This is a genomic window from Frankia gtarii (assembly GCF_025403375.1).
GTDB lineage: Bacteria > Actinomycetota > Actinomycetes > Frankiales > Frankiaceae > Frankia > Frankia gtarii.
On sequence record NZ_JAMPTM010000093.1, the window covers coordinates 1 to 22,476 of the forward strand.

The 22,476-nt window shown below is 69.9% G+C and carries 14 protein-coding genes and 2 pseudogenes; 8 read left to right on the forward strand and 8 right to left on the reverse strand.

Annotated features, from left to right (window positions below):
* From NBZ83_RS15430 to NBZ83_RS15440, 3 genes are all read right to left on the reverse strand, one after another.
* Window positions 1-2,207: transglutaminase TgpA family protein (locus NBZ83_RS15430; RefSeq protein WP_261575242.1), on the reverse strand; the 2,207-nt coding region annotated here is incomplete at its 3' end.
* 38 nt (window positions 2,208-2,245) lie between these two features.
* Complete coding sequence (locus NBZ83_RS15435) at window positions 2,246-3,388, reverse strand: DUF58 domain-containing protein (RefSeq protein WP_261569134.1); 1,143 nt, start codon at window positions 3,386-3,388, stop codon at window positions 2,246-2,248.
* A 61-nt stretch (window positions 3,389-3,449) separates the two neighbouring features.
* A complete protein-coding gene (locus tag NBZ83_RS15440; RefSeq protein WP_261569135.1) occupies window positions 3,450-4,442 on the reverse strand; it encodes an AAA family ATPase in 993 nt (330 codons plus the stop codon).
* A 220-nt stretch (window positions 4,443-4,662) separates the two neighbouring features.
* Between NBZ83_RS15440 and NBZ83_RS15445 the strand changes: the two genes are divergently transcribed.
* The 6 genes and pseudogenes from NBZ83_RS15445 to NBZ83_RS15470 all read left to right on the forward strand — a co-directional run bounded on the left by NBZ83_RS15445 (window position 4,663) and on the right by NBZ83_RS15470 (window position 13,266).
* Window positions 4,663-6,285, forward strand: coding sequence for a fibronectin type III domain-containing protein (locus NBZ83_RS15445; protein WP_261569136.1), 1,623 nt, complete (start codon window positions 4,663-4,665; stop codon window positions 6,283-6,285).
* Between the two features lie 38 nt (window positions 6,286-6,323).
* The gene (locus NBZ83_RS15450) at window positions 6,324-9,038 is read left to right on the forward strand and encodes an Hsp70 family protein (RefSeq protein ID WP_261569137.1); all 2,715 of its coding nucleotides are present in this window, start codon (window positions 6,324-6,326) and stop codon (window positions 9,036-9,038) included.
* A 427-nt stretch (window positions 9,039-9,465) separates the two neighbouring features.
* On the forward strand, window positions 9,466-9,864 hold the full coding sequence (locus tag NBZ83_RS15455) for a transposase (protein ID WP_261569145.1): 399 nt from the start codon (window positions 9,466-9,468) through the stop codon (window positions 9,862-9,864).
* A 7-nt stretch (window positions 9,865-9,871) separates the two neighbouring features.
* Window positions 9,872-10,416: pseudogene (locus NBZ83_RS15460) on the forward strand (DDE-type integrase/transposase/recombinase).
* Between the two features lie 397 nt (window positions 10,417-10,813).
* The gene (locus tag NBZ83_RS15465) at window positions 10,814-12,118 is read left to right on the forward strand and encodes an SH3 domain-containing protein (RefSeq protein ID WP_261569138.1); all 1,305 of its coding nucleotides are present in this window, start codon (window positions 10,814-10,816) and stop codon (window positions 12,116-12,118) included.
* 317 nt (window positions 12,119-12,435) lie between these two features.
* A complete protein-coding gene (locus NBZ83_RS15470) occupies window positions 12,436-13,266 on the forward strand; it encodes a hypothetical protein (RefSeq protein ID WP_261569147.1) in 831 nt (276 codons plus the stop codon).
* 133 nt (window positions 13,267-13,399) lie between these two features.
* Here NBZ83_RS15470 and NBZ83_RS15475 read toward each other — a convergent pair.
* Together NBZ83_RS15475 and NBZ83_RS15480 are read right to left on the reverse strand one after the other, a co-directional pair.
* Window positions 13,400-13,872: pseudogene (locus tag NBZ83_RS15475) on the reverse strand (transposase); the annotation flags it as partial.
* A 275-nt stretch (window positions 13,873-14,147) separates the two neighbouring features.
* A complete protein-coding gene (locus tag NBZ83_RS15480; RefSeq protein WP_261575244.1) occupies window positions 14,148-14,903 on the reverse strand; it encodes an FkbM family methyltransferase in 756 nt (251 codons plus the stop codon).
* Between the two features lie 639 nt (window positions 14,904-15,542).
* Between NBZ83_RS15480 and NBZ83_RS15485 the strand changes: the two genes are divergently transcribed.
* Window positions 15,543-15,953, forward strand: coding sequence for a Het-E N-terminal domain-containing protein (locus NBZ83_RS15485; protein ID WP_261569140.1), 411 nt, complete (start codon window positions 15,543-15,545; stop codon window positions 15,951-15,953).
* On the forward strand, window positions 15,950-18,622 hold the full coding sequence (locus NBZ83_RS15490; protein WP_261569141.1) for a tetratricopeptide repeat protein: 2,673 nt from the start codon (window positions 15,950-15,952) through the stop codon (window positions 18,620-18,622). The genes NBZ83_RS15485 and NBZ83_RS15490 overlap by 4 nt, the downstream gene beginning before the upstream one ends.
* Here NBZ83_RS15490 and NBZ83_RS15495 read toward each other — a convergent pair.
* The 3 genes from NBZ83_RS15495 to NBZ83_RS15505 form a co-directional block, all read right to left on the reverse strand.
* Window positions 18,561-19,844, reverse strand: a complete 1,284-nt coding sequence (locus NBZ83_RS15495) for a glycosyltransferase family 2 protein (RefSeq protein ID WP_261575245.1) — start codon at window positions 19,842-19,844, stop codon at window positions 18,561-18,563. The genes NBZ83_RS15490 and NBZ83_RS15495 overlap by 62 nt on opposite strands.
* Before the next feature lie 17 nt (window positions 19,845-19,861).
* Window positions 19,862-20,896, reverse strand: a complete 1,035-nt coding sequence (locus NBZ83_RS33365; protein WP_261575247.1) for a glycosyltransferase — start codon at window positions 20,894-20,896, stop codon at window positions 19,862-19,864.
* A 206-nt stretch (window positions 20,897-21,102) separates the two neighbouring features.
* The coding region (locus tag NBZ83_RS15505) for a methyltransferase domain-containing protein (RefSeq protein ID WP_261575249.1) at window positions 21,103-22,476 on the reverse strand (1,374 nt) is incomplete at its 5' end.

Genomic DNA, 22,476 nt, shown 5'->3' on the forward strand with positions numbered 1-22,476 from the left:
GCCCCGATGTCGGCCCCCGGGTCAAGCTCCGGCCGGACGACGGCGTCCGCTGTCTGCGCCGGCGGAGCCTGCGCCCCGCCGTCGCCGGCCCGGTCGTCAGCCTCGTCGTCGGCCGGCGGCGGGGGGAGATCCAGCCTGCTGATGTCGATCGGGTCGAACCCGACCCAGCCGATGCCGTCGAGGGCGACCTCCGGCCAGGCGAACGCACGCTGGGAGGTCGCGGTCAGCACACCCGCGGCCGACGAAGGACGTTGTTCGAGCAGGTATCCGACGGCGATCCGGGTCGGCAGGTTCTCGATCCGGGCGAGCAGCGCGAACGCCGTCGCGAACTGTTCGACGTAGCCGCGGTGCGCGACGTTCGTGGCCTCCAGGAACTGCGCCAACGCGCCGTAGGAGTGCCCGGGGCGGGCGTTGATGTCGACCGAGAACAGCCTGGGGTTCCGCAGGTACTCGACGAGCGCGGTCAGCTTTCCGTAGGTGGTGGTACCGCCGTCCGTCGCGTACGTCGCGAATTCGCGCAGGGCGTCGGGCATGCCGGCCGGCCGCGCGAGGTAACGCTTCATCGCCGGGCCCTGCGCGGGACGGGCCGCGCGCAGCTCTGCCTCGCCCGGGACAGGCATCCGGGCGGTCAGCACGTAGCGGTCCCCGACCCGCAGGGTGTCGGTCGCCGCGAGAACACCGGCGGCGGGCTGGTAGGCGTACTCGATGTTGGCGTCGCGGATGCCGGTCGGGCTGCCGAGCGAGGGCAGGAAGGGACCGCCCGGAGCCTCGACGGTCACCTCCATCCGGACGTCGGCACCGACCGTGCGCACCGATCCGTCATCGCCGAGCGTGCTGCCGCTGCGGACGAAGACGCCGTCGTCGTACCAGCTCGCGCCGTCGAAGTCGGAGAGCACCGCGGTGCGGACACGATCAGGGACGATCTTGCGGCCGTTAGCCGAAAACCGCACGGTGAACAGGTCCTGGTCGGCCGCCTTGCGCGCGGCCTTCACCTGGACGAGCGGGTTGAGCGACGGGGTGATCTCCACCGGCGGGTGCCGGTGGTCACGCGGGTCGAACCGGTCGCTCCCGACCGGTGCCAGGCTGGTGAGCCCGGTGCCGAGCACCGCGACCAGCGCCACGACCGGCAGGCCCACGGTCAGCCGGCCGACCGCCGGGCGCAGACGGGCCCGGCGAGACCCACCCCCCGCGCCAGGAGCGCCGGCCCCCACCACGGCGGCTGGTCCGTCCGCGCCACCGGGATCCGACCCGTCGTCCAGCGCGCCGAGCCCGGCACCGCCGTCGCTTCCCAGCGACACCGCGACCACCTGCCCCTCGGCGGACAGCTGCGCCGCGCGCACCACCGCGAGCGCGAGCGCGGCCGCCGCGATCAGCCCGGTGAGCGGGAGCAACGACCGGTCCCGCGCCGCCACCAGCAGCAACGCGACGACGTAGCCGAGCAGCGGCGGGAGTGCCGGGGCGAGCACGGCGTCCCCGCGCACCACCAGCACCGCGGCGGCGAAGGCCGCCGCCCACAGCACCAGCATCGGTAGTACAAGCAGGTCACCGTCGGGCCGCGCGGGCAGCCCGACGGTGAGCATCCGCGCCCACCCGTCGCGCACCGCCGCACCGAAGTCGGCGGCGAACGACGGTCCGTCGCCCAGCCGGCTGGGGTACAGCACGAGCACGCTGAACAGCAGCGCGCCGGCGGACCCGACCAACCCGACCAGCAGGCCGGACCGCAGCCGCGCGCCGGCGAGGCAACCGAGCATCGCCGCGCATGCCACCGCCAGGACCAGCAGCGCTGTCGCGTGCCCGGTCGGCCCACCAGCGAAGAAGCCACCGAAGGCGACCCCGACCAGCGTTGTCAGCACCCCGGTGAGGACCACCTGGAGTGGCCGGAACGACCTCGTCACGGGTGGTGGCGGGCGGAAGGTGGCGCGCAGCGCCGCGCGGGGCACATGCTGCGGGCGCGGGCGGATCCGCGGCCGCCGCAGCCGGGCCGGCCGTTCCGGCTCGTCGGACGGCCCCCCGCCGGTACCACCGGTGGCAGGATCCGCCGCGTCAGCGCCGGCACGCGCGGCCGCAGCCGGAGCGAGGCGCGCACGCGGCGGTGGCGGTGGCGGACGGTGCGGCGGGACCGAACGGGGTGGCGGCCCCGAACGCGGTGGCACGGCGACGTTCGGGTCGAACACCGGCAGCGGCTGCGTCGTTTCGGTAGAGGACACTTCGTCCCGCCCACCGCCCGGCCAGGAGGCTCCCGGGGTCACCGCCGCACCCAGGCGTTCCAGACCGCGGCGAAGTCATCGCTGGTCCGCACGTTGACGGTCAGCACCCCGCGGACGGGCAGCCCGGGGCGGCCGTGCTCCTCCCCGACGCACACGATGCTCGCCATCGCGAACCGGGACCGGACCGCGGACACCGCGCCGAGCCTGGCTCCCGGCGGCTGTCCGGTCACCACTCCGAGCACCACGCCCTCCTCGCCGGGAACCACCCGCAGCAGCTCGGCGAGTCCCTGGTCAGCCGCAGCGGGCTGGGCACCGGCGAGCAGGTCGAGCACAGCCATCACGTCCCGGCCGGCCTCGATGGCGGCACGCTGCCCGCCGGTGGTGCGCAGCTCCACCGGGAACCCGTGCCGGGCCCCGGATACTGCCAGCGACGCCGCGACCCGCACCGCGTCCTCGAAGTAGCCGGCCTCGTAGGGCGGCGCGCTGGTGTCCAGCACCACCATCATGCGCGGCTCGTTGGGCACCACGTTGTGGCGGACCATCATGCGCCCGGTGCGCGCGAACGAACGCCAGTGGATCAGGCGCAGGTCGTCGCCGCGGACGTACTCGCGCAGGCTGTGGAAAGCGACACCGCCCTGCGGCGCCGTGGCGCTGGTCGGGCCGTCCATGTCCGGTGACCCGCCGGTCGGCAGTGGGTCGACCGGATGGATCCGGGGATGCACCCGCAGCATCGAACGGGACGGGAACGCGCGCCCGACGTGCAGCAGCCGCAGCGGGTCGCTGTGCCCCACCACAAGGGGCCCAACCTCGAACACCCCGCGGCGGCCGGTCGGCAACGGGTAGGTCGCCTGAAATCGCCCGCCGGGCGCGAGGCTCGGCAGAGCGACGGCAACGGTCTGGTCGCCGACCGACTCGGCCGCGAGAATCGGCGGGCTGCGCCGCCGGGCGGCGTTGGTGACGGCGATCAGCGCCCGCGCGCCGTCACCCTCGAACACCCGCGGCGGGTGGATCTCCCGGGAGAGGGTGACATCCGGCGTGACCAGCATCCAGCCGGCCGCGAACAGCAGCGCGACCACAGCGACCAGCCCGAGCGCGAGCAGCTCCGGGTAGTCCAGCAGGAGCCCGGTGGCGACGAGCACGACGGCACAGACCGCCATCGCGACACCGGACCTGGTGATCATCGCGCTGCCCGTGTCGGTGGCTGGCCGCCTGCCGGCCAGGCGCATACCGGTCCGGGTGGCATCAGTATGCGACGCGCTGGTCGGGAACCGGGACGGAGGCGATGATCCCGCCGAGCAGGCTCTCGCTCGTCGCCCCGGACAGCTCGGCCTCCGGCCGCAGCAGCATCCGGTGGGCCAGGACGTAGGGCGCGAGCGTCTTCACGTCCTCGGGCGTCACGAACGACCGCCCGGACGCCGCCGCGTGCGCCTGCGCCGCGACGGCGAGCGACAGCCCGCCACGGGTGCTGACCCCGAGCCGCAGCTCGTCCATCCGGCGGGTCGCCGCGATGATCGTGACGATGTAGCCGAGCAGCGGCGGTGAGAGGTGGATCCGACGGACGATCTGTGTCATCCGCTGTACCTCCGCGATGTTCACCACCGCGGAAAGCGACTCGGCCGTCACCCCACGCGCGCCGTTCGCGAGGATCTCCACCTCGGCTTCGAAGCGCGGATAGCCCACGTGCAGGCGGGCCATGAACCGGTCGATCTGTGCCTCCGGCAGGTCGTAGGTCCCGCCGTGTTCGACCGGATTCTGGGTCGCGATCACGATGAACGGCCGCGGCACCGCAAGGGAGACGCTGTCCATGGTGACCTGGCGTTCCTCCATCACCTCCAGCAGCGCGGCCTGCGTTTTGGGGGAGGCCCGGTTGATCTCGTCGGCGAGGACGATGTTGCCGAACACCGCTCCCGGGGAGAACTCGAACTCCCGCGTGTCGGCGTTCCAGATCTGCACGCCGGTGACATCGGTGGGCAGCAGGTCGGGCGTGAACTGGATCCGGCGCATCTTGCCGTCGATGGAGTTGGCGACGGCCTTCGCGATCGATGTCTTGCCGACGCCGGGGACGTCGTCGATGAGCACATGTCCCTCGGCGGCCAGGCACACCAGCGCCAGCCTGACGACCTCCGCCTTACCGCGGATGAACCGTCCGACGTTGTTCTGCAGCGCCTCGAAACGTTCGCTGAACCAGGTGGCCTCGGGCGCGCTGGCGGGCGCGCCTGCAGGTGGACGTGTCATGAGGAGCTCCGCGGTGTCACGCCGCGAACCTAGGTCCGGCATCGGCGCCTCGACGCCCGGCGCGACGACGCAGTCCCCAAAGGGCAGCGGGATCCGCTCGGGCGGGGCGCGCCCTCGGTACTTCCGGGCAGCGCGGCCCGAGCCGCCACGACCGCCGGTCGACGCGCCGTACGGTTCCTCGGACCGCAACGGCGAACGAGACGGACACGAGCGGAGTGCGATGGATCCGGAGGTCGTCCTGCGGGACACGCGCCTGCAGGTCCGTCCCGGTGAGACGGTGCGCACGACGGCCACCGTGCGCAACACCAACGATGTCGTCGCCCAGTACACCTTCGAGGTGCTCGGGCCGGCCGCCGCCTGGGCGGAGGTCATCCCGACCAGCGTCTCGGTCGTCCGCCGCGGGGAGAGCACCGTGCAGGTGCTGTTCCGTCCGCCGGCCGGTCCGGGCACTGCGGCGGGCACCGTACCGTTCGCACTGCGCTGCGCCTCCCGGGAGAACCAGGACAGCGCCGCGGTCGCGGACGGCGAGCTGGCGGTCGGGGCGATCCACGAAGTCGTCGCGTCGCTCTCGCCGTCCATCGCCCGTGGGCGCTGGACCGGCCGGTGGACGGCCCGCTTCGACAACCGAGGCACGGCCCCGGCCCGGCTGCGGCTGTCCGCCTCCGACGATCGGCGCGCCCTCGGCTTCGCCCTCGCCCCGGCCGAGCTCGTCGTTGAACCTGGACAGACCGGATACGCCTACCTGAAGGCGCGGGCCAGCCGCCCGGTGCTGCTCGGCGCGCTTGCCCGCCAGCAGGTGCGGCTGACCTACACCAGGGCCACCGGGGCGGACGAGAAGGTCGCGGAGGGCTTCATCGACGTCGCCTTCGAGCGAACCCCGGTGTTGACCCGGACGATCGCCGCCCTCGCGGGAACGGCGCTGGTGGGCGGCCTGGTGGCAGCCGTCCTGCTGGCCCGCGCGACGCCGCGGGACGAGACCGCGTCGCTCGATGTGGCCGCGCCGCTGCAGCCGACCGGCCTGAACGCCGCGTCGGGCGCCGGCGGCGCGATCCGGCTGAGCTGGCTCGAGGTCGCCGGAGCGCGCAAGTACGCCATCTACAAGCTCGCCGGCGAGGCCGACGACGCACCCGCCGAGGAGGCCAGAAGAGTCGATCCCCCGGTGACCGTCCTGGTGTGGAAGGGCCTGCAGGGAGGGGCGCGGACCTGCTTCCGGCTGGTGGCGGTCAACGAGGGCGGGATCTCCGAACCGTCCTCCCTGCAGTGCGCGTCGGCCGGGATCACACCGGTGGCGAGCCCGACCCCGACCGACTCCCCGGATCCCAGCGGCTCCCCGGATCCCAGCGGCTCACCGACACCTGCCGACTCACCGCATCCGACGCTCTCCCCGACACCGGGCCCGCAGGTCACGTCGCCAGGGCCGCCGGACCCGGGGGTGCCGGCACGCGAACCCGAAGGCAGCTACGTTGTCCTCGGGATCTCCCCCAAGAAGGACCCGACGGCCCAGCGGACGCAGGAGTCCGCTCGGCGTCAGGGTGAGATCGACAGGGCGCTCGGCGAGCGCACGCGCCTCGCCGACGCGGACGCCTCACGGCGGCTGAGCGCCCACTACGCCGGTTTCATGGTCATCTACCTGGACGGCTTCCTCTCCCTCGCCGACGCCCAGGAGTACTGCACACAGCTGCGGGCAGGCGGGAAGCTGGGCCCGAACCCGCTGTGCGAAGTGTTCCCGGGCCCGGCGGGCGGCGAGGCGCCCCTGGCCACCGCCCCCTCCACCACGGCCAGCACCGGCATGCCGGTGGCTCGACCGGCCACGGCCATTCCGACGCCCGCCGTGGCGCAGTAGCCGGACCGGGCACGGGACAGGGACAGGCGGGGGCCGGTATGGCATATGCGCTCGGCATTGATGTCGGCACCACCTTCACCGCCGGCGCGACGTGGCGCGGCGGTCGGGCGCAGGCGTTCGACCTCGGCAGCCACTCCACCGCCGTCCCCAGCGTGCTCTTTCTCCGCGAGGACGGGGTGATGCTGGTCGGCGACGCCGCCGAGGCACGTGCGGTGACCGAGCCGGCCAGAGTCGCCCGCGAGTTCAAACGGCGGCTCGGCGACGACGTGTCGATGCTGCTCGGCGAGACCTCGGTGGCCGCCACCGAGCTGACCGCGGACATGATCCGCTACGTTGTGGAGAAGGTCGCCGAACGGGAGTCGCAGGCCCCCGGCTATGTGACGCTGACCTGCCCGGCGACCTGGTCCGAACACCGTCGCGCGTTGATGGAGCAGGCCGCCGGGCTCGCTGGCCTGGCCGAGGTCGGACTGCTCGCCGAGCCGACCGCGGCGGCCGTGTACTACGCCGCACAGCAACAGCTGGAGCCCGGCGAACTGCTCGCCGTCTACGACTTCGGCGGCGGCACGTTCGACGCCACCGTGCTGCGCAAGACCCCCGGCGGTTTCGAGGTGTGCGGAACGCCCGGCGGCGACGACGAGGTCGGCGGGGTCGATGCCGACGAGGCCGTCCTCGGGCATGTCGCGCGGGCGGTCGGCGCGCCCTGGCACGACCTCGACAGCGCCGATCCGGCGACCGCACGGGCCCTGGCGGCGGTCTCCGCGGCCGCCGTCGCCGCCAAGGAGGCCCTCTCCGACGACGTGCAGGCCGAGATCCCGGTCATCCTGCCCGGGGTGAACAGGGTCGTCCGAATCGGCCGTGACGAACTCGAGGACTCCGTGCGGATCCTGGTCCTGCGTACGGTTGACGCGCTGCATCGGACGGTGCGTGCCGCCGGATTCCGAGAGACCGACCTCTCCCGGGTGCTGCTGGTCGGTGGGTCGAGCCGGATCCCGATGGTCAGCCGGCTGCTCCAGGAACAGCTCGGCGTCACCGTCGCCCTCGACGCGCACCCGAAGCTGGCGGTCTGTCTCGGCGCCGCGATCTCCGCCGGCGCACGGCTCGCCGACGAGTCCATCCCGGCGGGTCGGCGGGCGTCGGGTACACCGGCCACGGGACCGATCGCCCACCCGACTAGCCAGGTCGACCCGACTAGCCAGGTCGACCTGACCGGCGAGGTCGACCTGACCGGCACGGGCGGCTTCGGCATGCCGCCCGACTTCGACGGCACCGACGACCTGGACGAGGCCCACGAGCGGGCCGGCAGCGGCACCGGGCGTGCCGCCTCGGATGACGCGGCGGTCCGACGCGCCGCCGACCTGGTGGCCCCGGTGTATGGCGGGGCCGGGGATCCACCCGCGGCCCCGGTCGGCCTCGACGTCGACCTCGGCCAGGCGGGCCTCACCGCCCCGACGGACCAGCTGCTGCGCCCGGCCGTCCACGCCCGACGCGCCGTCCGGCTGACCGACCGCGACGCACCCCTGGTGGTGCGGACCGCGGGCGACCTCGACTACCGGCGCGCCGGGCGCCGCACCGCCGTCGCGCTCACCAGCGCGGCGCTCGTCGCGGTGCTCGCGGCCGCCGTGGCCGCGGCCGCGCTTTCCGCCGGCGGCTCGGACCCCCAGAACCCACCGACCGGCCAGCCGGCCGCTGCCACCGCCGGTTCCGGTCCAGCCGCCCACCCCACTGACAGGATCGCCAGGATCACCGGCGGCGCGCTGCCCGGTGCCACCAGTACGACCAGCGCGGCCAGGGGCGCCGGGTCGGTCGGGATGGCGCATGCCGCCGCCGCTCGACCGGGCAGCGGATTCGTCGCGGTGGGCGCCTCCGGCGCGGTCGACCCCACCGAACAGATCCCCACCGCCTGGTGGACCACTGACGCAACGGCCTGGCAGCGTGCTCTTCCACCGCTGCCCGCCGGCAGATCCGCGGGCACGATGAGCGGCGTGGCCACGGTGGCCGGTGGCGGCAGGCTGGTTGCGGTCGGCTGGGTCGACGGCGGCAGGAGTACGGGTGGGAGCGGAAATACCGGTGGGGACCGGCCCGACGCCGCGGTCTGGACCTCCGACGACGGGCAGAACTGGCGGGCCGGCGCCGTCGAGGACGGTTCGGCGGCAAGCATGCGCGATGTGGTGACGACCGCCGGTGGTCTACTCGCCGTCGGCCAGGACTACAGCGTCGACGGCGAGGGCGACGGCGCGGTGTGGACATCGACCGACGGCACGTCGTGGCAGCGGCGGTCTGTCTCCGGGGTCGAGGGCCTGGGCACCCAGGCCCTCGACCGGGTGGTCCTGGCACCTGACGGGAACCTGCTCACCGTGGGCCAGGAACCGTCGGGCGCCGGATCGGTGGCTCGCGTCCGGCGTTCCACCGACGGCGGTGCGACCTGGGCCGCGGCAGATACCGACCTTCCCGACGGCGCCGAGGTAACCGGCCTGGTCGCGATGACCGACGGCCGACTGGTCGGCGCCGGTTCGGTGCGCGGCGCGGGCCACCGGGAACCCCGCTTCTGGGTCACGGACGCCGCCGCCAGGCGCTGGGAACCGCAGGAGGCAGTCGGCCCCGGCAGCTCGGTCAGCACCGGAAGCAGGGACGACGCCGGAATCGACCTGCTCGGCGTGGCCACACCCGGCACGGTGCTCGCCACGGGCGGGGTGATGGGTCCAGACGGCCCCGTCCCGGCGTCCTGGACGGTCACCGTCGACCAGTCTCGCTGACTCGGCGCCCGGTTCCGCCGGACCATCCCGGACGGAACGGACGCCCCGGGGACGCTCCGCCGAGCTGCAGCTACGGACCGTCCGTGATGCCCTCCCGCCCGACCCGGGGTGGTGTCCTGGAACCGCTCGGAAGGCCCGTCGCCGGGCCCGGCGCGCCGACGGTCACGCCGGCCTCCAGGACCGGACGTTGCCGCCTGGCACCGGCGCCGCCGGCTCAGCCTTGAAGGAACGCGAGAAGGCATCATGCTCAGCGGCCCCGTCCTCGAACGGCGCTTTCTCGAAGGGTCGCCACCTTGAACGCGCCGGCGGGGTACCAGAACTCGGCTACCGGACCGGACCGGACCGGACCTGGTCTTTTAGACGACTCATTCGTATTCATTGATCAAGCCGCCGAGTACGGGGCCGCCTACACGTCGACCGCACTGGTATCCCCTGGCGCTACCTCCCCCACGACTATCCGCCCCGGGAAACCGTCTACGGCTACTTCGCCCACGGGCAAGACGACGGCGTCCTCCACCAGCTTGTCGAGCTGACACGACTCCACGTCCGCACCGCCGCGGGCCACGACCCCAAACCCACCGCTTGCGCGATCGACTCCCAGAGCGTCAAGACCGCTCCCACCGTTCCGACCGCCACGCAAGGCATAGACGCCGGAAAGAAGATCGCCGGCAGGAGACGCAGCATCATCGTCGACACTCTCGGGTTGCTGCTCATGGTATGCGTCACCAGGGCTAGTACGCCCGACGGCCCCGCCGGCATCGAACTGCTGACCAGACGCTGTTGCATCGGCGATGTCCGCCTTCGCGTAGCCGCCGATCGGTCGTGATCGGTGGGTGCGTCGACGTCGTGTCCATGTCCCGGTTCCGGCGTCGGAGTTCGCCGGGTTCCGGTTCCCACCCGAGGTGATCGTCCTGGCGGTCCGCTGGTACCTACGGTTCGCGCTGCCGTACCGGGCGGATGACCAGTACGGACAGGTCATCGACGTCCTCGCCAGCACCCGCCGCGACCAGGCCGCCGCCCGCCGGTTCTTCACCCGGGCGCCTACGGCCGCCGGCCGGTCGCGGTCACCACCGACAAGGCCCCGGTCTACCCGAGGCTCCTCGACGAGCTCCTCCCCGAGGTCTGCCACATCGACGCGGCCCGGGAGAACAACCGGATCGAAGCCGATCATGGCCGGTTGACAGCCCGACTGCGGCCGATGCGCGGCCTGAAACGGCTCCGCCCGGTCCAGACGATCAGCGCCGGTCATGCTCTCGTGCAGAACATCCGACGCGGCCACCACGAACTCGCCGTCGACACCGACCCGCGACTGCGGCTCGCCGCCACCGTGTTCACCGCACTCGCCACCGCCGTGTTCACGGAACTCGCCGCCATCTGACCGCAGGTCGCTGCGGCCGCTGGCATGCCTTGCTCCCTCGGAACGCAACAGCGCCGTCCTGCTCGACTCGCTGGACACCTACCGGCGCCTGTCCGAGAATCGGTTGGCGGCCCGCCCGGTCCGCCGCGCCGCGACGGTCACCCGCCGCACCTGCGAGGGTCTGCTCCGCACCCCGACCGGCGGCTGGCGTGGTGGTGGCTGACTTCGCAAGAAGGAACGGGCCATCGGAGAAAGCCAGCACAATCGAACTCGGCGGCGGGGAGAATGCACCATGATCTGGGAGTTCAGACCTCGGCAGCCTCAGGTGGCCGGCGCCGTTCGGGCTCAGGCAAGAAGAAGCCATGCGGCGCTGACCGGCCGCCGCGATGTTCGACCAGGGTCCGGCCGCGACCATTCGATGCTGCTCCTGCAACGCAGCGCGGGCAATGCCTCCGTGGCCAGAATGATGCGGTCACCCGGCAGGAACGCCGTCCAGAGATGCGCGTCGGATTCCTGCGGCTGTGTTCCGGAGGAAAACACACAGACCATTCACCGGAGCCTGGAAGCGGCCACCCCGGTGCGACGTGAGGGCGCAAATGCCGACGCGCCGTCCGCGAACAGCGACACGACACCCGAGGGCTCCAACACCTGTGGTCCTGGATCCGCGAACCCCTTCTGTCTTCCCATTCCCGGCGAGGATACCCCGTGTAAGCCCTTCGCCAGTCATGACCATGCACTGTCGGTGTGGGCCTCCCTGAGCGGTCAGGTGCCTCTGGTGACCGCCGCGGCGACTCGGTGTCCTGAGGTCGCGCCAGTCTGGGAGGCGTATTTCGCTGGTACCTCCGCGCCGTTCTCGTTCGCCGAGCCGTCAAGCTGTGTCGTGGCCGCGGCCAAGCGGGACCCCGAAGGCTCGGCCACGGCCAAGGCAGCAGCCGCGGGGCTTTTCACGGACATCCTGGACAACCTGCCGACCACCCTGCGAAGCGTCGTTCCGACTCCGTTTCCCCTGGGTGGTTTGGTCGCCGTGCTACGGATTCCGCTCGAGCAGGCCATCGGGACTCGGGACAAGGTCGACCTGCGGCCCGACATCATCTACAACGACCCGTTCAACGCGGCCGCGAACCTGGCCGGGGCGGTGGGCGGCAAGGGGCAGGGCAGCGACATATTCGGCGACGACGAACGGCTGATGGGGGGCACCGTCGTCGTCGAGATCCAGAAGAGCGACCCGCTCGGGATCATGACCGGTCAGGTCCGCTGGGTTCCGCACGTACACGTCAAGGACACGGTCGATCTCTGCCCCGGAAATCTGGGTGCTTCGTTCCAGCGCCAGTTCACGGTCCCGATGAGCAAGCTCGAAGCAGAAGGACTGACCAGAGACGTACCCATCACGATCGACTATGACCTCGACCTCATGGAGTCGGGATTCAGCGTTGCGCCGTTGATCGGGCCGCTGCCCGGCCCGCCCGCGTCCCCGCCGGATCCACCATCCCAGCGACCGACGTCCGGTCCCGCGATGACGACCGGATCATCACTGCGGATCCGTAGCGGACCGGGTCTACAACAGGCGATCGTCGGCCTTCTCCCTGAACGCGGAACCCGGATCGATGTGATTGCTCAGGTTCCGGGCGACCCGGTCGACGGTAACGACACGTGGGACCGGATCGACCAGGGCTTCGTCGCCGACCGTTTCGTCGCATTCGACGATACGGCCGGCAATCCCTGACTCCTGGACCATCCCGCCGGTGGGGGCGGATGCCGTCCACGACGCGCCCGGACCACACGTACAGTGACGCACGCGAGGCCTTCTCTCGATTCCAGTTGCTTGGTCGCTGCTTTACTTGGTCGCTGCTTTACTTGGTCGCTGCTGATCGTGGAAGGCCTCGCTCCGTCTCGCCGTCGAGCCACGGCGTGGACCCGGACATCGCGAGACAGCTCACCCAGGGGAGACTTGACCCATTCGTACAGGATCGGCCTCCGTGAAGTCTTCGACCTCACTCTCCTGTCGGCGGGAAACGGCGCGCGCCGATGACCTATGCCTACATGCCGGCCGGTCAACCCGGCGAGACCCGGCCAGACACGATCATTGTGCCAGCGGCGCCCACGGCATCTGTGTCTCCACCTCCTCCCGGCGACCAGCGGATCGCGCTCCATGCGGTGACCACCCTGATCACCGCTGTTGTTGCTCTGAGTTTCCTGTTCGGGCTGGGTAACGTCTGGGCGTTGGGCATCCGACTCGGCGTTCCCGCTTGCATCGCCCCACTGGTGGCTCCCGCAGTCGATCTCTCTGTCGTCGCCCTGCTCGTCGCCACCCGCCAGCTCGCCCTCGCCGGCGCCAGCCGAGTACAGATCCGGCCCGCGCAACGCCTGTTGATCTTCTGCAGTCTCGTCACGCTGTCGTTGAACGTCGCGGAACCCCTGATCACCGGCCGCTACGGCAGAGCCGCGTTCGACGCGGTCGGCCCGCTTCTCCTGATCGGCTGGGCCGAGGTCGCCCCCGACCTGTTCCAGGCCATGCAGACCACCACGACCAGCACACCTCCATCCACCGGTCTGGTCGTGGACGGCCCTGGCATGACCCGCGCCGACACGACGGTCATGCCATCTGAATGCCGACCAGTGACAACGATGGCCCCGCCCGTCGAGCTGGCGCGTCACCGCGACGGCCTGGATCCGCGAGAGCAGGATCTGCTGCACCGGGCCCGTGCCGAGGACGTGCTGCACTGGCAGCAGCACCAGCGGCCGATCTCCGCCGAAACCCTACGCAAACGGCTTCACGTCGGCACCAATCCCGCACGGACCCTCGTCGCCCAGCTACGGGCAGACTCACGCAGCGCACTTGATCGGCAGCCTTCGTCGCTCGCCACGCCGTAGCGACAGACGAGTGCGGACGGCCCTGGTCGCACGCCAGCCCACCTGACCTGCCAGCGCGGGCCAGCCGGGAAACCATCGCCGCCAGCCGGCGCGCTGTGGGCCTGTTGCATGAACGGTGGTTCCGGCTGTTTGGTCAGTAGCTGGTGGCAGATGGCCAGCGGTCACCAAATGTGATCGCGAAGGCGTCGACGACAGGCTTCCAGCGGATCATCCACCGGGCGCGGCCGGTCCCGGTGGGGTCCAGGCGCCGGGTCACAAGGTACAGGCATTTCAACGCGGCTTGGTCGCTGGGGAAGTGCCCGCGGGCGCGGACGGCGCGGCGGTAGCGGGCGTTCAACGACTCGATCGCGTTGGTAGAACACAGGAGCCGGCGTATTTCCGCATCGTAGTCGCGGAACGCGGTGAACTCCTCCCAGGCGTTACGCCACGGGCGGATCATCTCCCAGTACTTCTTTCCCCAGCTGTCCTCGAAGGCGTCCATCGCTGCTTCGGCGGCGACCCGGGTCGGTGCGGTGCGGTGTAGACGAGTTCCAGGTCCCGTTTCACCGCGTTGTGGTCGGCACGCGAGGTCAACCGAAAAGTGTTGCGGATAAAGGACTCTTCGCAGTTGACTGGAACCTGTAGCAAGACGACTACAGGACTGGCGCTTACAGGGTGACAATCTGCGGCCTGGCTACGTCGTCGGAGGTGTGGTCAGCGTGACACTCGTCGCTAAAGAGCTAGGTCAGGGCGTTGTCGATGCCCAAGTCGCGAGGCTGCCATACAGCTTGCAGTCACGCTACGCCATCGTCGACCGTAACTGCCGGCGATCGGTTGAACACAGCTTCCGGCGCACTGCGAAGAGCCGGATATCCGGCAGCCGACCGATCAGCCAGGGCTCGTCACCACGGGCAGAACCGGACCGTCGGGCGAAGTGGTTCCGGCAGGAGCTGGTACCAGCGGTAATGGATGTAACGGTCGAAGACATTTGCGGGAACGCTCAGCAAGGCTCTCAGCTCCACCTCGTCGTTCCGGACGAAGAACTGGTTGAGCCCGTCGAACAGGGCCAGCTCGTAGCCGGCCGAGCGAATGAATCGTTCCGCGCCCGGCCCGACCCGCACCCGGCTGTGCGGCTCGGTCGCCTCAATCGCCACCACGCGAGGTTGCCAGTGCTTCAGCCGCGCGCCGGCCAGTACCTCTTCTTCCCAGCCCTCAACGTCGATCTTGAGCAGGTTGAAGCCTGGCCGGACATCGGCCTCTCGCAGGATATCGTCGAGCGGCCGGAGGACCACGGTGGACTCCGTCATCTCGTATCCGGCCGCCTCATGCCGCCGGGCGAGCCGACGGTCCAGCGTGGAGAGCCCTCCGCTGCCAGGAAAAGTGTAATAGGGTGCGGTCAGGCTGTGGGAACCGATCGCGGACCGCACGACGATGTCCGTGGGATAGGCGGACTCCAGCCGCGCCGCGAAGACCGGGTCGGGCTCCACGTGGACGCCCGACCAGCCGAGTATCTCGATCAGATTCTTGACCACGCTTCCACCCGTCGGATCGCCTGCTCCGACGTCGACGAAAGTTCCGGCCGAACGGTCGTGGAATGCGCGCATCAGCACCACGTCCTCGCCGTTGTCTGCGTATGAGACCAGCCGCATCTCGGACATATCCATCGTGATGCTCTCCCGGCGCTGAGGAGGATGTGGGAAGCTCTGCTGAGGATCACCGATGGCGCCCAACGCCCTGGAACGACATGCGACGCTCGGTGTCCCGTCTCGTCGTCGGTCTGCTGGCCGTTCTCGAACGGTTCTTCAGGCGCGCCCGGCCGGCTGGGCGCGATATCATCGCTGGGGGCTTCCGGTCGCGGTGGGGCTGGCTCGGAGAGCGGCTGCCACCTAGTTCCCGACGAATATCGCCGTGGCGAGCGAGGGCGGGGGCAGCCTTCCCGCGGTGCGGTGATCGGGGGCGCTGTCGCAGGTGGGATTGGTCGGATCCGCCCGGTTCTTCCCACGGTGTGCCGTGGGCCGGCCGCGACGGGTAGAAGCGGGCGCTCAGCTGGGCTGCTTCCGAGTGACACCGGCATCCGCGAGTCCTCCCCGACGGAACATACCATGCGGCAGTCCCCGCCCGGCTCCGCGACACTCCTTACTCGCCGTTGGCATCCGGTGCGCGGGGAGTTCCGGGGGTCCCGAGCGTGCCGGTGAATCGCGCCGGGCTGCTGTCCATCGGCATCATCGAATGCCATGATAGGCGTCAGGCGCGTCCGGTCGGCAGCCTTGAGAGCTCGGCAGGTTTATGGGGGCACCATGGATCCGATTTCTGTCGTCATCGCCGCGCTCGCGGCCGGCGCGGCGGCCGCCGCGAGCAGCGCGGTCGGTCAGGCCGCTACCGATGCATACCAGGCGCTAAGGGGCCTGGTACGGCGGCGGCTTAGACAGCGCCCTGGCAGTGAGGTGATTCTCGACCGATATGAAGAGAACCCCGAGCCCTGGACCGAGGCTCTGCGCGCCGAGCTCGCCGCGGTCAACGCCGGCGAGGACCGGGACCTGGTTTCGGCCGCAGAACTGCTGGTGGGGCAGCTTCAGGGGTCCAGGGAGGGATCGGTGATCTTTCGAACCTATTTTAACGACAAGGTGGAGGGAGTGGTGGTGGGAAATCAGAACCAGGTGAGGATGCACTTCGGCCCTGCCGGTGCCGGAGATGAACCGCGCGCATGACGGAAAAATCCGACGGAGACCAGCAGATCCACTTTCATGAACCAGTCTACGGGTTCGTGGGAGGCAGTCACAATCAGGTCAGCATAACATTCGAGGCTCCGTCGCGACCTGTGCCGTTCATGGCTCCCCCGCTGCCTCCGCAGGGCCTAGTCGGGCGCGACGGTCTCCTCACCGAGCTCAAGTCCGGGCTGCTCGCCGGGAAAGCGGTGGCGGTGCACGCCCTCCAAGGGCTTCCGGGGGTCGGCAAGTCCGCGCTGGCGGTCGCTTTAGCGAACGATCGGGAAGTCATCGATCACTTCGTCGACGGCATTCTCTGGGCCGGCCTGGGGCCCAGGCCTGACATCCAGGCCAAGCTGAGTCTTCTCGCGATCCCTCTGGGCATCGAGTCCGACCAAGTCTCGGAGCTTTCAGGGGTGGATGCTTGGGCAGCCGTCATTCATTCGTCCATAGGCGCTCGACGTATGCTGATCGTGATCGACGACGCTTGGAGCATCGGCGACGCGCTCGCGTTGAAGCTCGGTGGGCCGAACTGCGCGCACCTGCTGACGACCCGGCTCGCGGAGGTCGCGGTTCGGTTCGCCGTCGGATTCGCGATCCGCATACCGGAGTTGCTCTTGTCGGACGGACTGGCGTTGCTGCGCGGCTTCGCGCCGCGGACCTGCGCAGAGGACCCTGCCACCGCCGAGGAGCTCGTGCAGCTGGTTGGTGGCCTACCGCTCGCGTTGATCCTGATCGGAAAGCATCTGGCTGTCGCCGAGGCGACCCAGTCGCGCAACCGGTTGGCCCGCACGCTCGACCAGCTGCGGGAGGCGGAACGCCGACTGCGGTTGGAGGAGGGCTACGGCCCTCTGGACCGCCCGGCCTGGCTGACGTCCGGTGCCTCGGTCTCGCTGAACACGGTCATCGACGTGAGCGTCGCCAACCTCGACACGCCGCTGCGTCCCAAACTGCGGGCGCTCGCGACCTTCGCGCCCAAGCCGAACACCTTCCGGCTGGACGCCGCCCTGGAGGTGTCCGGCGCGACCGAGGATGAGGTGGAATCCCTCGTCGGCTCCAGCCTGGTCGAGTTGAGCGCCGACGGCCGGCTGAGCATGCACCAGACCATCAGCGACTTCCTGCGCGGCCAGGGCGATTCCTCGCCCGCCGAGCACCGGTTCGCTCGCTTCTACGCCGGTCTGCTCGCTGTCGCGGCTGAGCATCAGGACGAGGCGGGCGATGACGAGGACGCGGAGCTCAACGCACTGCGGGCGGACGTCACCGATATCTCCGACGCGCTCCGCTACGCGGAGAAGCACAGCGACCACGAAGCGACGCTGACCATTGTCGACGCCGGGTTCCCGTTGCTGAATCGGCTCGGCCTATACCTGACCGCAGCCGATCAGCTGCGTTTGATGCTCGCCGACGGGGCGGACCGGCCAGAGCTTCCCCCACGGACTCGGGCGCGGCTTCTCCACCGGCTGTCCGTGGTGCTCGAGAAGCTCGGAAATCTCCAGGATGCGGAAGCTGCGGCTGCCAGCAGCGTTGCTCTGGTCGGGCAGCACGCGGACCTGGAGACGGAGGTTGAAGCCACCCTCCGTCTCGGCTGGTCGGTGGCCCTGCAAGGCCGTACGGATGAGGGCAGAGCTCATTTCGAACGGGCTCGGCGCGCGGCCCATGAGGGGCGCCTGCTGGTGGGCGAGGCCCGAGCGAACCAGGCCTTGGGGTGGGTCCAGAGGCAGTGGGCGGACCATGACTCGGCGCGAGAGTACCTGTACGCCGGACTGGAACTGGCAAAGACCGCGAGGCACGCCGGAACGGTCTCCGATCTCTTGCAGTTCCTCGGCTGGACCAACGCGATTGGTGGCCGTTACGACCAGGCGGAGGCGGAGTTCCGCGAGTGCCTGGAATACGCCGAGCGACTGTACCTGCGGTCCAATGAGATCGATGCCCTGCACGGCCTTGGCTGGCTTTCGGCCATTCGCGGACGCTACCAGGACGCACTGCCATACTTCGACCGGGCGCTAGCGGTCGCCCGTGAGATCGGCCATCACGAGCAGGCACCGCTGCTGCTGAGCATTGGTTGGGCGCAGCGGGAAAGCGGTAACCTTGAACTCGCCGACCAGGCCCTGCGCGAGGCGTTGTCCTTCGCCCGGCGCGAGGGCCGGGCGGAGAAGATCAGCCAGATCCTTAAGGAGCTGGGCCACCTGGCCCGCCAGCGCGGTGACCTTCCGTTGGCCGCCGACTATCTTGAGGAGAGCCTGGCCACAGCGCGGCAGGTGAATACCGCGGACGCGATCGTGGGGGCGCTGCAGGCGCTGGCCTTGGTCCGAAGCGCGCAGGGCGACGTGGACGAGGGCCGAGCCCATCTGGAAGAGGCGCTGCGGATCGAGCAGCCCGGAGGTAACGTCACGATGATTGCCATGATCGAGCGAGATCTGGGCGAGATCGAGTGGGCGGCAGGCTATCCGGATGTGGCTCTTCTTCGCTACCAGGAGTCTGTCGCGCTGGCCGAAGCCAATGACCTGCCGGAGATCGCCGGCACCGCCCGCTTCGGGGTTGCGCTCGCGCTCCGGGCAGTCGGCGACCACGCGGCCGCCCTTGCTCAGGCGGGCCGGAGTCTGGAGGAACTCACCGCGATCGGCCACCACCGTCGTACCGAGGTGCAGGCGTTTCTTGACGAGACTGGCTGAAGGCGGCGGAAGCCGGCAGCACAGTGGTGTGCGCGGTCTTTTCCCAGGCGGTGTCCCCTCGTGCCGTCCGCCACAGGGCACGGACGGCGGCCAGAGACAGGAGACCCTGGAAGGCGGGCGCGAATACCCAGAGCTTCAGGTGCTCCCGAAACCGGACGCGTACGCCGAAACGTTCCGGAAGTCTGGAGAGGATCACCGTCAGCAGGCCGGTATTCAGAATACCGAGCGCCGTGGGGGGCGCCACAATCAGCAGGTTGGCCAGGCTTGAGCCCGCCAGACCGACGCCCAGGAGAAGTGCAGGGAGGGCCAGCGCACGTGCCGGTGCTTCGAGCAGGACCCGCAGAAAACCAAGGCGCTGGCGCCAGGGCAGAGACACCCACTCGGACCCACGGAGGACCTGGATAAATCCCTGGTTCCACCGAGTCCGCTGCCGGACGAAGGAGGCGGGACCGGGCGGAACCTGTTCGATGGTGACCAGGGAGTCCTCATACCACGTCATTGTGCGCGCCCGCGCGAGAGCCAGCCGTAGGCTGAGGTCACAGTCCTCGGCCAGCTGGTCCGGGCGCCAGCCGCCGATTTTTCGGAGCGTCTCGGCGCGCAGAAACACCGAGTTCCCGCTCAGTCGCACCACACGGTGGCTGTCCGGGCGGCGGGTAGCGGTGCTGAGAAACATCCAGCGGTACTCGGCGATGTTATGGAGCTGGTACCAGTTCGGCTTCGCCGCCACTGCCTGATTGCCGGTCTGCAGAGCATCGAGATCGTGTCTGGCGAAAAGGTCCTCGACCCCCCTGAGCAGATCTGGGCTGACCAGCCCGTCAGCGTCGAAGACGCCGATCATGTCCTGAGTGCGGCCGGCCACGGCCGCGTTGAGGGCGGCGGGTTTCCGATGGGTCCCAGGCGGCTCGAGGAACACCGAGACCCGTCCCGGGTGTAGCGACACCGCCTGCCGGGCGGCCGCGAGAGTGCCGCCATCGTCCGCCGGGTCGACCACGGCGACGATCTCCACCTCCGGGTGGTCGACCAAGGCGAGCCCCCGAAGGGCGACACCCAGCACGTCCGGCTCGTCGTGAGCCGGTACGAGGAGCGCGAAGGAGAACCTGGTCGCGGCGGCGTCCGGGGTCGGCGCGTCCGGCACACGCGGGCGGTAGGACACCGCCCGAAGAAGCGCGTGGAGCTTGAACAAGGACCCGAAAGACATGATGGCCGCGGCCGCACCGAGCAAGGCGACCGATCCTGCGGTCATGGCCGGCTCCGGTCACGGCCGGCGAGATCCGCAATCTCGTTACGAGACTGCTCATGCTCCGTCGCCACCATCTCCCAGACCTTCCCGAGCATGCTGGAGGCATCCTTCCAGGAAAGCATGTCGGCACTGACTAGCAGCATCTGTTCCCTACGGAGCGCGCGCTCGTCACGAGCACGTAGCAGAATCGCCGTGGCCGTTGCGAGATCCGCCAGGTCATCGACGATGTGGAGGGCGGAACGTACCCGACCGGTGATGCCCTGCGCCCCGATCGTCGTGGTTACGACGGGACAGCCGCGGCGTATCGACTCCAGGACCTTCACCTTGATCCCGCCGCCAGCGCGCAGCGGGCATACCAGCACGTCAGCCTGGTCGAAGACCGTGGCGACATCCTCCACGAAACCGATCACCTCGACGGCGGGTACCCGGCTGGCAGATTCTCGCTGTTGCGCGGAGATATTGCTGCCGGCTAGTAGAAGACGGGCCTCCGGAATCTCGTTTAGGATTTTGGGCCACACGCTGTTTAAAATGACCTGGAGCGCGTCCGCATTCGGCAGATATGAGAAGTTCGCCACCATGAGGGCCGTGGGTGGCGCCGAGGGGGGCAGCACGCGCCCGGCACCCGCGGGCAGGTGATCGCTCCCGTTCGGCACGAGGAAGACGTCCGGCCGGCCGCTCCGGCGCTCGATCTCGGCCCGATCCTCTGGCGTCACCGCCGCCACCGCACCCGCTCGCCGCCATGCGCGCTCCTCCACCTGCGCTGTTCTGTGGGCGGAGCGGGCCAGGACCTGGTCACCGAGGAGGCCGGCGAACTGGCGAAGCACGTCCGATTCGATGTTGTGCTCGACGAGGCAGGTGTGCCGCTGGAGTTCGGCGGGCACCTGGTGAAAGAGGTAGCCGCCCTCCACATGTATCACGTCGATCAGGTCGTCCCGGTACAGGCCGGCCGCGAATCTCGCGGAAAGCCTGCTCGAGTAGCGTTGGGGGCGTGTGCTCCGGCGGCCCTCGTCGGGGTCGAGGATGGTGGATCGCACCCCGAGCGCCCGCGTCACCGCCGCCGGAGTCGCCGCCGTCGATCGGCAGACGCCCGCGACGTCTATCGTGAAGTTCCCGGCGAGTTTCGAAAGCAGTTGCGTCTCGCGTACCGTGCCGCCACACCAGGCGGGCCACGGAGACTGGTGGGTGACATAGAGAACTCGGTAGGGAGAGTCGGGAGAGCGTTGGGACGGCAGCCTCGGTGTCACGTCGCGCTGGTCTCGATCTCGCGATTCAGTGCGGCGATTCCCTCCGCGAGGAAGGGCACGAGTTCCGCTTGGCCGACGAAACTCAGCTCGCGCGCGCGAACCTCGCCCTCCCAGTGCCAGGGCGTCGTCCACAGCTCCTGCCGGTGCCGGTAGGCCTGAAAAAGCTCACTCGGTACGAACCGGTAGAGACTCATCCAGCTAAGCTTCGGAATGAAGAGCAGCTCGCCATCGTTCACCTGGACGATCCACCGGTGTTTCTCGTAGCCCGGATACAGGTCGGAGTTCGGTAGCGCGTCGACGTCGTAGCAGCATTCGATCCACATCGACGGGACCTCGACGTAGCCGGCGCGGGCCACTCGGGACAACTCCGCGCACAGCCTAATCGGATCTCGAATATCCTCGAGAGTCTGGCCGCAGTAGACGAAGTCGAACTGATTTTCCCCGAAGGGAAGCGGCCCCGCGCAGATGTCGGCCTGATGCCAGGTCGACGCATCAAAACGCTCGGGCCCAGGCCCTATGGACCCACCTCCGCCACGGGTTTCGAAGGGGAGGAGGTCGACCACATGATTGGCCCGGTTGAAGGGCTTCCACCAACCTCCCACGTCGAGCACAAGCGCGTCGTCCTCGATCCTCGCGAGGACGTCGTCGACATTGGCGGGCAGCGGATCGGGGTAACGGACGTCGGCTGCTCCGATATCGGACGTCCTCTCGTTGTGTAGGGCTGTCCGGGCAATCATGCCATCACTCCTATCAGCTTCGCACTTTTCGGATCGCCGTCCTCGTGGCTGGTGAGCATGTCGGCTGGCCTCCGCGCCGTACGCGCAGGCCGGGCGAGCGACGGGCGGCCTGCCAGCCGAGTCATGATCGTGGTGCGCAACGGGTGGTTCGGCCACGCCCGGCGGCCGGCCATGGCTCGCCGACCCGAAGGGAACCACCGCTGAGCCCGCGGCTGCCGCCGCCCAAACCAGCGTCGGCAGGGAGCTCGGCCCTGAGCGGACGCTCTCGGCGGCCACGCCGAACTCGACGCTGATCCCCGTCGCCGGCTGGCAGCGGCTTTCGCTGGGAGTCCGAGCGGCCCGGCTGCACGACGCGCGCCACACCATGGCGTGCGGGTCGACGGACACGTTCACCGAGGCACGGTCGCTGAGAGCGTCGGTGCCCACCGAGTAACCGGACAGATGCCAGTCGGCGAAATCGTCGAGGCCGGTACCGAAGGCGGTCTGGTTCGGCCCCGTCGTAGCGTCCATCGGCGGATCGGGCGCCGGCCGGTCGCCGCCGTCGACGTCCGGGCTGGCTGACGTGTCCGGGCTGGCTGACGTGTCCGGGCTGGATGGGGAGGTGGCGATGGGCGGGGACGGGGAGTCCGGCGG

Coding starts and splice junctions, on each gene's coding strand:
- NBZ83_RS15490 (WP_261569141.1), top strand. CDS start 15,950: ATGACGGAAAAATCCGACGGAGACCAGCAGATCCACTTTCATGAACCA.
- NBZ83_RS15450 (WP_261569137.1), top strand. CDS start 6,324: ATGGCATATGCGCTCGGCATTGATGTCGGCACCACCTTCACCGCCGGC.
- NBZ83_RS15465 (WP_261569138.1), top strand. CDS start 10,814: ATGCTGCTCCTGCAACGCAGCGCGGGCAATGCCTCCGTGGCCAGAATG.
- NBZ83_RS15485 (WP_261569140.1), top strand. CDS start 15,543: ATGGATCCGATTTCTGTCGTCATCGCCGCGCTCGCGGCCGGCGCGGCG.
- NBZ83_RS15435 (WP_261569134.1), bottom strand. CDS start 3,388: ATGATCACCAGGTCCGGTGTCGCGATGGCGGTCTGTGCCGTCGTGCTC.
- NBZ83_RS15440 (WP_261569135.1), bottom strand. CDS start 4,442: ATGACACGTCCACCTGCAGGCGCGCCCGCCAGCGCGCCCGAGGCCACC.
- NBZ83_RS15470 (WP_261569147.1), top strand. CDS start 12,436: ATGCCGGCCGGTCAACCCGGCGAGACCCGGCCAGACACGATCATTGTG.
- NBZ83_RS15445 (WP_261569136.1), top strand. CDS start 4,663: ATGGATCCGGAGGTCGTCCTGCGGGACACGCGCCTGCAGGTCCGTCCC.
- NBZ83_RS15480 (WP_261575244.1), bottom strand. CDS start 14,903: ATGTCCGAGATGCGGCTGGTCTCATACGCAGACAACGGCGAGGACGTG.